Origin of the sequence: Bradyrhizobium sp. NBAIM03 (genome assembly GCF_020194055.1) — a bacterium.
Classification (GTDB): domain Bacteria; phylum Pseudomonadota; class Alphaproteobacteria; order Rhizobiales; family Xanthobacteraceae; genus Bradyrhizobium; species Bradyrhizobium yuanmingense.
Genome location: NZ_JADYVS010000008.1, coordinates 276,582 through 288,947, shown reverse-complemented (window position 1 = coordinate 288,947; position 12,366 = coordinate 276,582). Strand labels below are relative to the sequence as shown.

The following is a 12,366-nucleotide window of genomic DNA, read 5'->3' as shown; positions in this document are numbered from 1 at the left end:
CGATGCTCATGAATGATCCTGCTTGACCGCGTTGATTGCTAGGGCAAACCCAGCTCTGCGCTATCGTTCCTGTCCAAAGCAGCCGCTTCGTGCAGGCTCTATCCCCTGTGGTTATCGATTTCGGCGGCGACCTGTCCGTAGTTCAGCAGCGCAACCAGGGTCGTTCCGCCGATAATATTGCCGAGTAGCGTGGGTATGAAGAAGTCGGAGGCATATTGGCTGAACGAGGCCAGGCCGCTCTGCACCAGAAAGGCGCACTCGATCGAACCCGCGACGATGTGCAAGAACTGGCCGAGTGCGACCACATAGGTCATCACTACGATGATGTGTGCGCGCGAGCCTTTGGCAGCCGGAAGAAGCCAGGCCATCGAGGCGATCAGCCAGCCGGCGAAGATGGCCCTGACGAAGGTGCTCGAGAACGTCCCCTCGATCGTCGGCCGGCTGAGATCGATGAAGGCGTCCACGATGCGAGGTTCGAAGATGCTGGTGCGAGCGAGCACGGAGGCGGCCGCCCAGGTCCCTGCGATATTCGAGGCGAGAACCAGGATCCAGAGCTTGAGCACGCTTGCCAAGGTGCCGAGATCCCTGTTGTGCAACAGCGGCAGGATCGGTGTCAGCGTGTTCTCGGTAAAGAGCTGTTGTCGTCCCAGCACGACGACCAGGAAGCCGACGGTGTAGCCGAGCGGAGCAACCAGGCGGCGGGTCGCCTCATCCGAGATCAGCGCATGCAACTCGCCCTGAACGATTAGCGACAGGCTTATCGAAAGGCCGGCGGCAAAACCGGACAGCACGATGGCCCACCATCGCCGCTCCAGCTCCTGCTCGCCTTCGGCGCGGATCGTCTCATGGATCAGCGCGGCGCTTGGCCTGCTCTGGGATTCGATCTGCCTGGTCTGGCGCCGCGACACGCCGTCGAGCTTGGATGCTGGGTTGAATGAGGCGCCGTCGCCAGACTGATCCACGCTGCGGTCTCCGAAAGGCTGATCCAGTCAAGACTTCCGGATGTCCCATTCAGTTCCCCTTGCGCGGTGCAGGCGCGGTGCAGCACGCGGAGGAACCTTCGTCATGAGCAGGAGTTCGCCGTGGGGGCAAGGGTGAAAGTCACGAGGCCAACCGTGCAATACGACGTGCGCGTGCGTTCCACCGCGCAGATCGCGGGTCATCCGATTCATCCGATGCTGGTGCCGATCCCGATCACGTGTTTCGTCGGGGCGCTGCTGACCGACATCGCCTATGTCGCCAGTGCCGAGATCATGTGGGCGAATTTTTCGGCCTGGCTGCTGCTCGCCGGAATCGTCTTCGGCGTGCTGGCGGCGATCGCGGGCCTGATCGACTTCCTCGGCAATCGGCTGGTGCGGGCGCAGGCGCCGGCCTGGCCGCATCTGATCGGCAATGCCGTGGTGCTGATCCTTTCGATCGTCAATCTGATGATCCACATGCGCGATGGCTGGACTTCCGTGTGGCCGAGCGGGCTCGCCTTGTCCGCGCTCACAGTGCTGATCCTGCCGATCACGGGGTGGCTCGGCTGGGCTCTCGTCTATCGCCACGGCGTGGGAGTTGCACGATGATATCTGCGATGATCCGCGCGCTGTTGTGCGCGTCGCTGCTGGGGCTGGCCGGCTGCAATGACGGCAGCGGCGATCCCAAGGCGCAGGTCGGCGCCAATCCGGCACTTCCCGAAATCCAGCAATATCTGCTGCCGCCGGTCCACATTGCCCGCATCGTCGGCTGGAAGAAGGACGAGACGCCGACGGTCGCGCAGGGCCTGCAGGCCAAGGCCTTCGCCACCGGCCTGCAGCACCCGCGCTCGCTCTACGTTCTCCCCAATGGCGACGTGCTGGTGGTGGAATCCAAGGCGCCGAAAGGCGCTCCGATCAAGCGGCCCAAGGAACTCGTGATGGGCGTCATCCAGTCCTGGGCGACCTCCGGCGGCGACAGCGGCGCGAGCAACCGCATCACGCTGCTGCGCGACAGCAACGGGGATGGCGTGCCGGAGACGCAAAGCATCTTCCTCGACCATCTCAACTCGCCGTTCGGCGTCGCGCTGGTCGGCAACTATCTCTATGTCGCCAACACCGACGCCATCGTCAGATATCCCTACACCGAAGGGGACACGAAGATCACCGCGCCGGGCACGGTGCTGACGCCGCTGCCGGGCGGTCCGATCAACCATCACTGGACCAAGAGCCTGGTCGCCAGCCCCGACGGCTCGAAGCTCTACGCCGGCGTCGGCTCCAACAGCAACGCCGCCGAGAGGGGCATGGAGGCCGAGCACAATCGCGCCGCCATCCTCGAGGTCGATCGCGCCAGCGGCCGCTGGCGCGTGTTCGCAAGCGGCCTGCGCAATCCCAACGGCCTTAGCTTCGAGCCGCAGACCGGCGCATTGTGGACGGTGGTCAACGAGCGCGACGAGCTCGGTCCCGATCTCGTGCCTGATTACATGACCTCGGTGAAGGACGGCGGCTTCTACGGCTGGCCCTACAGCTATTTCGGCCAGCACGTCGATCCCCGCGTCAAGCCGGAGCGGCCGGATCTCGTCGCCAGGGCGATCGTGCCGGATTATGCGCTGAGCTCGCATGTCGCCCCGCTCGGGCTCGCCTTCAACACCGGCACCAGCCTGCCGGCCGCCTATCGCGGCGGCGCCTTCGTTGGCGAGCACGGCAGTTGGAACAGGCAGGTGCTGAGCGGCTACAAGGTCGTGTTCGTGCCGTTCAAAGACGGCAAGCCGAGCGGCCCGCCGCAGGACGTCGTCACCGGGTTCCTCAACAGCGACAATAAGGCGCGCGGCCGCCCCGTTGGTGTTGCCATCGACAAGACCGGCGCGCTTCTGGTTGCGGACGACAGCGGCAACACGGTCTGGCGAGTGAGCGCGACCCATCCGCAGCTGACGCAACGTTAAGCGCGCAGGCGCGTTGTCGTGCAGACCTTTTTTCTGAGATCTAGAGCCAGGAGTTTGGACAATGGGCCTTGCGCAATATGCCATCGTGCCGGTGCGGGACGAATGGGGCGTGCTGCACGACGGCGACGTCAAGAACACCTACGCCACCAAGGAAGCCGCGTTCGAGTCCGCAGTCGCCGCCGCATCCCTCGCGCTGCGTGAGGGACATGAAGTTCAGGTCAGCGTGCCCGGCCGCGAGGCGGGAGGCAACGCGCTCGGCGTCCGGGACAACGCTTGAGAAGGAAGACGCGATGACCAAGCCCCGTGAGCCCAACGGCGTCGAGCCATCCCGCTCCGAGGACGACATCCAGCGCGACCAGCTCGGCCCGCGCGGCGTGCCGGGCGCGCCGGATCCGGCCAAGATGACGCCGCAGCGCGAGAAGAAGACGCCGAAGCACGTGGATCCCGGCCACACCGCGTGAGGGGGCTCCGCTGCGGCCAACCGACCAGACGATCAATCGCCCGCGGCGGGCGGCACTCCTCCGTCATTTCCGTAGCGGCCTTTGAATCGAGGTAGTCGCCTCGAGGTCATCGCGCGCGCCGCCGCCAGCCGCACGGCTACAGCAGGCCGGGCGACCGCACTTCCGACCTGATTCGGACGAAAAGGCCCTGTCGCTGCGATCGACGAATGTTGCGGCGACAGGGTTTCACTTGTAGCAAGACTGGCCGAACGTTATGCGCGCGAGCGCAAAGATCATGAGGTCGCTGGATGAACCCCGCTGTCATTGCCGTCGCCATCACCGGCTCCGTTCCGCGCAAGAAGGACAATCCGGCGGTGCCGATCCTGCCCTCGGAGCAGATCGAATCGACGCACCAGGCCTTCGAGGCGGGCGCCACGCTTGCGCATATCCACGTCCGCAACGACGACGAGACGCCGTCCTCCGATCCCGAGCGTTTTGCCCAGGTGCAGGAGGGGATCAAAAAGCATTGTCCTGATATGATCGTCCAGTTCTCGACCGGCGGGCGTGGCCGTGATCCCTCGGCGCGCGGATCGGCGCTCTACCTCAAGCCCGACATGGCCTCGCTCTCCACGGGATCGGTGAACTTTCCGACCATCGTCTACGAGAACAGCGCCGCGCTGGTCGAGACGCTCGCCACTAGCATGAAGACGAACGGCATCCGGCCGGAAATCGAGATCTTCGATCTGTCGCATCTGCATGGCGCCCGCCGCCTGATCGATGCGGGCCTCATCGACGCGCGTCCGCACGTGCAGTTCGTCATGGGCGTTAAGAACGCGATGCCGGCGGACGAGCATGTGCTCGACATTCTCCTGGGCGAGCTCAGGCGGCTGATCCCGAAGGCAACCTGGACCGCAGCCGGAATCGGCCGCCATCAGGCCGAGGTCATGGGGTGGGCGCTCGCCCGAGGGGCGGACGCGGTCCGCACCGGGCTCGAGGACAATATCCGCATCGACAAGACGCGCCTCGCTGCCAGCAACGCCGAGCTCGTGACCCTGGCCTGCGAGGCGGTCGCGCGCCACGGCCGGCGCGTTGCGACCGCGACTGAGGCGCGATCGCTACTCGCCATGGCAGGGTAGGGCGACTTCCTCGTCCTCACATGCTCCCGGCTGCCGCCTGCCATTCGGCGGCCGGCGTTCCCGTGCGCCGTTTCTCCGAGTAGACAGGTGCTACAGGCGCAATCTGCGCCTGCCGGGCAGGCGACGTTTGGAATGCAGTTCTTGAAATATGACGGCAGGCTCATCGGGGTCTTGCTGATGCTCGCCACCACGCAGCTGGTCGGATGGGGCACGATCGGGCTTCCCGCCATCGTCGGGCGCGATCTCGCCGCCGATCTCGGCATGAGCCTGCCGGCGGTGTTCGCCGGCACGTCCGTTCTCTACGTCTCGATGGGGCTGTGCGGTCCGTTGCTCGCCAAGTCGTTTGCGCGGCATGGCGCGCGGACGGTGATGATGGTCGGCACGATCGTCACGGCGCCAGGCTTCGTGCTGCTGTCGCTGGCGCGCGAGCCGATGCTCTATTTCGCCGCGTGGATCGTCCTCGGCATCGCCGGCAGCGCCACGCTGTCGACCGGCGCCTATATCATGCTGAACGAGATCGCGGGGCGGCAGGCCAAGAACGCGATCGGCGCGCTGATGCTGGTGACGGGCCTGTCCAGCAGCATCTTCTGGCCGACGACCTCGTTCCTGAGCGGTCACCTCGGCTGGCGGGGGACGTGCCTGGTCTACGCCGCGATGATGCTCCTCGTCAGCCTCCCGCTCTATGCGTTCGGCGCGCCGCGCCGAAAGATCGCACAGGACGAGGGCACCGCGCCGGCGAAGCGGTCGCCGCCGCCTGCCATTGCACGGAGCACGTTCGGCCTCGTCGTCGCCGCGATCACGCTGAACGCCTTCGTCAATTTCGGCGTCAGTGCGATCCTGATCGAGCTGTTGCGGGCGGAGGGGCTGGTGCCGGCTCAGGCGCTGGTGTTCGGCTCGATGCTGGGCGTGATCCAGGTCAGCGCCCGCGGGCTGGATTTTCTCGGCGGCGGACGATGGGACGGCATCACGACCGGGCTCGTCGCGGGCAGCGCATTGCCGGTCGCCATGCTGCTGCTGATGTCGAGCGAGGGCGCCACGTGGGCGGTCGCGGTCTTCATCCTGCTCTATGGCGCCGGCAGCGGCGCAATGGCGGTGGCGCGGGCGACCATCCCGCTGGTGTTCTATGACCAGGCCGAGTTCGCCAAGGCGATGTCGATGATCTCGCTGCCGCTCAACCTCGCCTCCGCGATCTCACCGCCGCTGCTCGCGGGCCTGCTGACGGAGTTCGGCAGCCGTGCTGCGCTCGGTCTCACGCTGGTGTTCTCCTGCGCGACGGTGCTGATCCTCGTTCTGCTCGCTCGCCGCCGGCCGCGACAGCCGGCGGTCGTGACCTGAGCCGATCAAGCAATATTCGCGGCGCGGAAAGTTTGCGGACGGCGATCACCTCCGGCCCGGCAGGAGATAGCCGTATGCCGCCAGTGCAGTGCTCAGCGTGCGAAAATGGTGGTATCGGCAGGGAGCGCAGCCTCGCGATCCCGCCGCCGCGCCAAGGTTAGTTCCCCGGAGGAAATCGACATGTCGGCCCTGCCGCTCTCAGGCATCAAGATCCTTGACCTCACCCGCGTGCTGGCCGGGCCGCTGTCGGCCCAGATGCTGGGCGATCTCGGCGCGGAGGTGATCAAGATCGAGCGGCCGGGCACCGGCGACGACGCGCGCGCTTTCGGTCCGCCTTACCTCGCCGACCCCGAGGGCAAGGCCAACAACAACAATTCGTTCTATCTCTGTGCCAACCGCAACAAGAAGTCGGTCACCGTCAACATCGCCAAGCCCGAAGGGCAGGCGATCGTCCGCGAGCTCGCCAAGGACGCCGACGTCTTCATGGAGAACTACAAGGTCGGCGATCTCAAGCGCTACGGTCTCGACTACGAGACCATCAAGGCGATCAATCCCCGCATCATCTATTGCTCGGTGACCGGCTTCGGCCAGACCGGACCTTACGCGCCGCGCGCCGGCTACGACGCCATCCTGCAGGCGATGGGCGGCCTGATGAGCGTCACCGGCCATATCGACGGCGAGCCCGGCGAGGGCCCGATGAAGGTCGGCCCCTCGATCGTCGACTACATGACCGGCATGAACGCCTCGATCGGCATTCTCTCGGCGCTCTACCATCGCGATGCCAATGGCGGGCAGGGACAGCACATCGACGTCTGTCTGTTCGATACCGTGATCGCATCGCTGTCGCACTGGCTCCAAATTTACCTTGTCAACGGCAAGACGCCGCCGCGCCGCGGCACCTGGGGCAATGGCGGCATGCCCGCCGGCGTGTTCCGCTGCGCCGACGGCGAGCTGATGCTGGTGGTCGGCAATGACGGCCAGTTTCAGCGCACCTGCGCCGTGCTCGGCGAGCCCGAGCTCGCGAACGATCCGCGCTTCGTCAAGAACAACGACCGCGTCGTGCACGGCAAGGAGATCATGGCGATCTTCGCCGGCCTGTTCCTGAAGCAAAAGGTAGCCTACTGGCTGGAGAAGCTGGAGGAGGCGGGGGTGCCCTCAGGGCCGATCAACAATTTCGAGCAGGTGTTCTCCGACCCGCACGTCCAGTCGCGCGGCATGCGCGTGAAGGTCAACCATCCCTTCGAGCCCGATCTGTCGCTGGTCCGCAACGCGCTGACGCTCTCGGAGACCCCGATCAAGGACTACCGCGCCCCGCCGCTTCTGGGCGAGCACACCCAGGAGGTGCTCGGCGGCAAGCTCGGCTATGATGCCGGCAAGATCGAGCAGCTGAAGGCGCAGGGCATCATCTAGATTCGACGAAGCGGCGCCGGCTTTCCCTCTCCCCTTGTGGGAGAGGGTGGCTCGCCGCAAAGCGGCGAGACGGGTGAGGGGTTCTCTCCGCGTGCAAAGCTGCAGTCGAGTTCGTCGAGAGAACCCCTCATCCGGCGCTTCGCGCCACCTTCTCCCACAAGGGGAGAAGGGAAGAGGGCCGCGCTTGTGGAAACGGCGAGAAAATCGGGGCGCCATGCCGGGGCTTGCGTGAAGCTTGCCCGCAATCCCCAGCTAATCCCGGTCCGTAGTCGCACAGGCTTCCGCTTTGCCTCCGACTCTGATTCGATCTCTCCACTTGAGTTCGGGGAGGGAAGTGAGTGTCCTACACGATCGGGTTCCAGGCCAAGGACCAGAAGGCCATTCTGGCGACCGAGGCGGCCACCGCCAATCAGGCCGTCGCCATCATTGCCGCGCTGCGGCAGAGCGCTGACGAGATCAAGTTCATCCGCTCGCCGCAGGAAGGCGAGATGGGCATCGAAATGCTGCTGCTGCTCGCCAAGGAAGAGGCCGAGGAGATGCCGCAGCGGGCGTAGTCCCGCCCACCAATCATTCTTCGACCAGATCGACTGCATCGCCTGTTGTGAGGTGAATGGCGCTGACTTCACCTCTCCCCGCTTGCGGGGAGAGGTCGGATCGCCTCGGCGATGCGAAAGCATCGTCCGGTGCAATCCCGGTGAGGGGGTACAGGTCTCCCCGAAGACCGCACGGGTGGAGAGAGGCCCCTCACCCCAACCCCTCTCAGCGCGAGCAAAGCTCGTCGCGGCCCCGTAAGAACGGGGCGAGGGAGCGCACCGCGAATGCAGCTTCCAGCTCCGTACCGTCAACGCCCATCCGCGCTAACGCGCCGCCACCTTTGAAGAGACCTTCGGCTCCATCCGTCCCGCCGTCAGCGCCATCGTCGCCACGCTGACGACGCGCGTGACCACATCCTCGACGTCGTCGAGGTCGCATTTGCCCTCCGAAAGCTTGGTCAGCCGCTCGCTCTCACGGATGGTGTGATGCGCCATGGCGAGCGCGAAGTTGAGGCCCCAATAGATATCGACGTCACTGCGGTCGGGCAGGGACCGCCGCATCGCGCCGACGAATTTGCGCAAATGGTCGATCTCGCGGTTCTTGATGCGCCGGATCGGCGGCACGGATTCGATCGAGGCGCGGATCATGAAGCGCGCGGCGGTCGAGCGCTGGTTCTCCGGCCCCAGGCAGCCGCGCAAGGTCGGCCCGACCAACGCGCGCAGGATGACCTCGATCGGCGCGCGGCCGCCGCCTTGCTCCTCCGCCGCCTTCAACTCGTGCAGGCGCTCGCGGTTGGTGGCGATCGACCGCGTGACAAACAGTTCCGCGATCAGCTCGTCCTTTGAGCCGAAATGATAGTTCACCGCGGCGAGGTTGACGCCCGCCTCCGCGACGATGTCGCGCAGCGTCACGTCGCCGAAGCCGCGATCGGCATAGAGCCGCTCGGCGGCGGCGAGAATGGCAGACCTCGTATGATCGCTGGCCATGGATGCCCTCGGGGAGGGGAGTTGCAATTCAAACAGTTGTATGAAACTATCGTTTGAAGGTCGGGAAAAGTCAATCCGCAATCGGGACTCGTTCGCAACTGCAGCCGGGTTTCGACAGGTCCGCAAGGACGCGCATTCGCGCTTGCGGGCCGCGCAAAGCGGGAGGACAGTCCGGGCAAAAGGACCAGTGAGAGAGAGGAGCGTCGCATGGACTTCGATATGTCGCCCAAGCAAAAGGAATGGCTCGACCGCGTGCGGTCCTTCATGGCCAAGCACGTGCGCCCGGCGGTGCCGATCTACGATCAGCAGGACAAGAGCGGCGACCGCTGGAAGGTGATCCCTGTTCTCGAGGACCTCAAGAAGAAGGCGAAGGCCGAAGGCCTCTGGAACATGTTCATGCCGCCGTCCGAGCATGAGGACGATGAATTCCGCGGCGCGGGACTGACCAATCTCGAATACGCGCTTTTGTCGGAAGAAATGGGCCGCATCACCTGGGCCTCGGAAGTGTTCAATTGTTCCGCGCCCGACACCGGCAACATGGAAGTGTTCATCCGCTACGGCACCAAGGAGCAGAAGCGGAAATGGCTGCGGCCGCTGATGGACGGTGAGATCCGCTCCGCCTTCCTGATGACGGAGCCGGCGGTGGCCTCGTCCGACGCCACCAACATCGAGACCCGCATTGAGCGCGACGGCGACCATTACGTCATCAACGGCCGCAAATGGTGGTCGTCCGGCGTCGGCGATCCCCGCTGCAAGATCGCGATCCTGATGGGCAAGACCGATTTCAAGGCCGCCAAGCACCAGCAGCAGTCGCAGATCCTGGTTCCGCTCGACACGCCCGGCATCAAGGTCGAGAAGATGCTGCCGGTGTTCGGCTTCGACGACGCCCCGCACGGCCATGCCCAGGTGCTGCTCGAGAACGTGCGCGTGCCGAAGGAGAACATCCTGCTCGGCGAAGGCCGCGGCTTCGAGATCGCGCAGGGCCGCCTCGGCCCGGGCCGTATCCATCACTGCATGCGAACCATCGGCAAGGCTGAGGAGGCGCTGGAGAAAATGGTGAAGCGGCTTGCCTCGCGCACCGCGTTCGGCAAGAAAATCGTCGAGCACAGCGTGTGGGAGCAGCGCATCGGCGAGGCCCGCACCAACATCGAGATGACGCGTCTTCTGTGTCTCAAGGCGGCCGACATGATGGATAAGGTCGGCAACAAGACCGCGCAGGCCGAGATCGCCATGATCAAGGTCGCTGCGCCCAACATGGCGCTGAAGATCATCGACGAGGCGATCCAGGCGTTCGGCGGCGGCGGTGTGTCGGACGAGGCTGGCCTTGCCAAGGACTACGCCCACATCCGCACGCTGCGGCTCGCCGACGGCCCGGACGAGGTGCACAATCGCGCCATTGCCAGGCTCGAACTTCGGAAGTATGCAAACTCTCCCAATCACTAAGCGGGGGAGCCCTGCGGCGCTCCCGACTTGAAGAAACGACGGGACATGATCCAATTGCGGTAACCGCTTGACGCAAGTGCGTTAGCGGTTACCGATTAGGATCATGTTCGGACTGAAGAGGGAGCGTGACCGTGGCTGACGGCGTCAGGAAAGACGAGGAGTTTTCGGGCACCAAGCCGGTCGAGGAGCGGCATCGCTTCGACGAGATGCGGCTCGAGGCCTGGATGCGCGAGCACGTCGAAGGCTTCGAAGGCCCGCTTGTGGTGCTGCAGTTCAAGGGCGGGCAGTCCAACCCGACCTATCGCCTCAACACACCGAACCGCTCCTACGTGATGCGCCGCAAGCCGTTCGGCAAGCTGCTGCCCTCGGCGCATGCAGTCGACCGCGAGTATCGCGTCATCGCGGCGCTTGGCAAGCAGGGCTTTCCGGTCGCGCGCGCCTATGCGCTGTGCCAAGACGACGGCGTCATCGGCGCGGCCTTCTACATCATGTCGATGGAGGAGGGGCGCGTGTTCTGGGATCCGACGCTGCCGAGCCAGGAGCCGGAAGCGCGGCGCAAGATCTTCACCAGCAAGATCGAGACGCTGGCCAAGCTGCATATGTTCGACCCTGTTACCATCGGGCTCGGCGACTTCGGCAAGCCTGGCAACTACTTTGCCCGCCAGATCGATCGCTGGACCAAGCAATATCGGGCCTCCGAGACCCAGCACATTCCCGAATTCGAGAAGGTCGCCGAATGGCTGCCGAAGACGGTGCCGGAGCAGGCGCGCGTCTCCATCGTCCATGGCGACTATCGCCTCGACAACATGATTTTCCACGCGACGGAACCGCGCGTGCAGGCGGTGCTGGACTGGGAGCTGTCGACGCTCGGCGATCCCATGGCCGATTTCACCTATCTGTTGATGCAATGGATCATGCCGGGCCTTGACGGTGCCGACCTCAAGGCGCTCAATATCCCGAGCCTCGAAGAGGCCGCGCAGATCTATTGCAACGTCACAGAGATGACGGTGCCCGATCTCAACTGGTACTTCGCCTACAATTTGTTCCGTCTCGCCGGCATCACCCAGGGCATCGCCGGCCGCGTCCGCGACGGTACCGCCGCCAACGCCAAGGCGCTCGAATCCGCCAAGCGCACCGTGCCGCTGTCAAAGGCCTCATGGGAATACGCGCAGAAGGCGGGGGCGGTGTAGGAAGAACAAAGGCGCGGCTGATGGCCGCGCCCTTTTTTGTTTTGGTAAGCGCTGCTCCACACGCGCCGTCATTGCGAGCGCAGCGAAGCAATCCAGATTCTTTCCGCGGTGGCCCCCTGGATTGCTTCGCTGCGCTCGCAATGACGAGGAGGCGGAATCCAAGACTCGCAATTCACACCGCGCAAGTGCCTTTCGCAGCGACCGAGTCCTTGTATCCCTTTGCCCAATCCGCCCCGGGAGACCCGCGCATGATCGACCACACTACCCTCATCACCTACGTCCTCATCGTGCTCGGTTTCGTCTTCATCCCGGGACCAGCGACGCTGCTCACGATGGCGCGGGCGGCAAGCTCGGGAGCGAAGGTCGGCATCGCCACGGGTGCGGGAATCGCCGCTGGAGACCTGGTACATACGGGGATGGCGATTGTCGGACTCTCGGCGATCATCGCGACCTCGGCGCTGCTGTTCAGCATCGTCAAATATGCCGGCGCTGGCTTCCTGATCTATCTCGGCATTCGGGCCATGCTGGACGAGGCGCCGATCGCGCTGAACGGCGGTGCCCCTCCGATCGGCGCGGGCCGTGCCTTTCGCGAGGCCGTGCTGACCGAGGTGCTCAATCCCAAGACCGCACTGTTCTTCCTGGCGTTCCTGCCGCAATTCGTGAAGCCGGAGCACGGCGCGCCTGCACTTCAGCTTGCCATTCTCGGTGTCGTCTTCGTGCTGCTCGGTCTCGTCAGCACTGTCGTGTTCGCCGTCGGCGCCGGTCGTCTCGGCAACCTACTGCGCCGCCATCCGGCGGTGGTGAAGTGGCAGGGCAAGGTGGTCGGCGCCATCTACTGCGCCGTCGGCGTGAGGCTGGCCCTGCAGGAGCGGTGAGCCCGCAGCGGATGAGTACAGCGATATCCGGGCAGGAGGTTCCTACACGCCCGTCATTGCGAGCGCAGCGAAGCAATCCAGAACCTCTCTGTGGTGACAGTCTGGATTGCTTCGTCGC

At 64.9% G+C, this 12,366-nt stretch carries 13 protein-coding genes; 11 read left to right on the top strand and 2 right to left on the bottom strand.

Annotation, left to right across the window (positions count from 1 at the left end):
- Positions 1 to 98: 98 nt before the first annotated feature.
- Positions 99 to 962, bottom strand: a complete 864-nt coding sequence (locus tag I6F21_RS15165; protein WP_036010870.1) for a formate/nitrite transporter family protein — start codon at positions 960 to 962, stop codon at positions 99 to 101.
- Positions 963 to 1,115: 153 nt separating this feature from the next.
- Between I6F21_RS15165 and I6F21_RS15160 the strand changes: the two genes are divergently transcribed.
- From I6F21_RS15160 to I6F21_RS15125, 8 genes are all read left to right on the top strand, one after another.
- A complete protein-coding gene (locus I6F21_RS15160; RefSeq protein WP_036027682.1) occupies positions 1,116 to 1,568 on the top strand; it encodes a DUF2231 domain-containing protein in 453 nt (150 codons plus the stop codon).
- Entirely contained in the window at positions 1,565 to 2,899 is a 1,335-nt protein-coding gene (locus tag I6F21_RS15155) for a sorbosone dehydrogenase family protein (protein WP_036027679.1), read from the top strand. Before I6F21_RS15160 ends, I6F21_RS15155 begins: the two co-directional genes overlap by 4 nt.
- A 61-nt stretch (positions 2,900 to 2,960) precedes the next feature.
- The gene (locus I6F21_RS15150; RefSeq protein WP_036010879.1) at positions 2,961 to 3,176 is read left to right on the top strand and encodes a hypothetical protein; all 216 of its coding nucleotides are present in this window, start codon (positions 2,961 to 2,963) and stop codon (positions 3,174 to 3,176) included.
- Positions 3,177 to 3,189: 13 nt separating this feature from the next.
- The gene (locus I6F21_RS15145; RefSeq protein ID WP_167361681.1) at positions 3,190 to 3,360 is read left to right on the top strand and encodes a hypothetical protein; all 171 of its coding nucleotides are present in this window, start codon (positions 3,190 to 3,192) and stop codon (positions 3,358 to 3,360) included.
- A gap of 287 nt (positions 3,361 to 3,647) precedes the next feature.
- On the top strand, positions 3,648 to 4,475 hold the full coding sequence (locus I6F21_RS15140; RefSeq protein WP_036027676.1) for a 3-keto-5-aminohexanoate cleavage protein: 828 nt from the start codon (positions 3,648 to 3,650) through the stop codon (positions 4,473 to 4,475).
- A 132-nt stretch (positions 4,476 to 4,607) separates the two neighbouring features.
- Positions 4,608 to 5,810 (top strand): MFS transporter, encoded by a 1,203-nt coding sequence (locus tag I6F21_RS15135; protein ID WP_036027674.1) that lies wholly within the window; start codon positions 4,608 to 4,610, stop codon positions 5,808 to 5,810.
- A gap of 180 nt (positions 5,811 to 5,990) precedes the next feature.
- Entirely contained in the window at positions 5,991 to 7,220 is a 1,230-nt protein-coding gene (locus tag I6F21_RS15130; RefSeq protein WP_036027673.1) for a CaiB/BaiF CoA-transferase family protein, read from the top strand.
- A 338-nt stretch (positions 7,221 to 7,558) separates the two neighbouring features.
- Positions 7,559 to 7,774, top strand: a complete 216-nt coding sequence (locus I6F21_RS15125) for a hypothetical protein (protein WP_036010888.1) — start codon at positions 7,559 to 7,561, stop codon at positions 7,772 to 7,774.
- Positions 7,775 to 8,077: 303 nt separating this feature from the next.
- Here I6F21_RS15125 and I6F21_RS15120 read toward each other — a convergent pair whose 3' ends face one another.
- On the bottom strand, positions 8,078 to 8,740 hold the full coding sequence (locus tag I6F21_RS15120; RefSeq protein ID WP_036027671.1) for a TetR/AcrR family transcriptional regulator: 663 nt from the start codon (positions 8,738 to 8,740) through the stop codon (positions 8,078 to 8,080).
- Between the two features lie 207 nt (positions 8,741 to 8,947).
- Here I6F21_RS15120 and I6F21_RS15115 point away from each other — a divergent pair, with 207 nt between their 5' ends.
- The 3 genes from I6F21_RS15115 (at position 8,948) to I6F21_RS15105 (ending at position 12,248) form a co-directional block, all read left to right on the top strand.
- On the top strand, positions 8,948 to 10,183 hold the full coding sequence (locus I6F21_RS15115) for an acyl-CoA dehydrogenase family protein (protein WP_036027669.1): 1,236 nt from the start codon (positions 8,948 to 8,950) through the stop codon (positions 10,181 to 10,183).
- A gap of 131 nt (positions 10,184 to 10,314) precedes the next feature.
- Positions 10,315 to 11,373 carry a phosphotransferase family protein gene (locus tag I6F21_RS15110; RefSeq protein ID WP_036010960.1) on the top strand — a complete coding sequence of 353 codons (1,059 nt, stop codon included), beginning with the start codon at positions 10,315 to 10,317 and terminating at the stop codon, positions 11,371 to 11,373.
- Positions 11,374 to 11,621: 248 nt separating this feature from the next.
- Positions 11,622 to 12,248, top strand: a complete 627-nt coding sequence (locus I6F21_RS15105) for a LysE family translocator (protein WP_036027667.1) — start codon at positions 11,622 to 11,624, stop codon at positions 12,246 to 12,248.
- Positions 12,249 to 12,366: the final 118 nt, after the last annotated feature.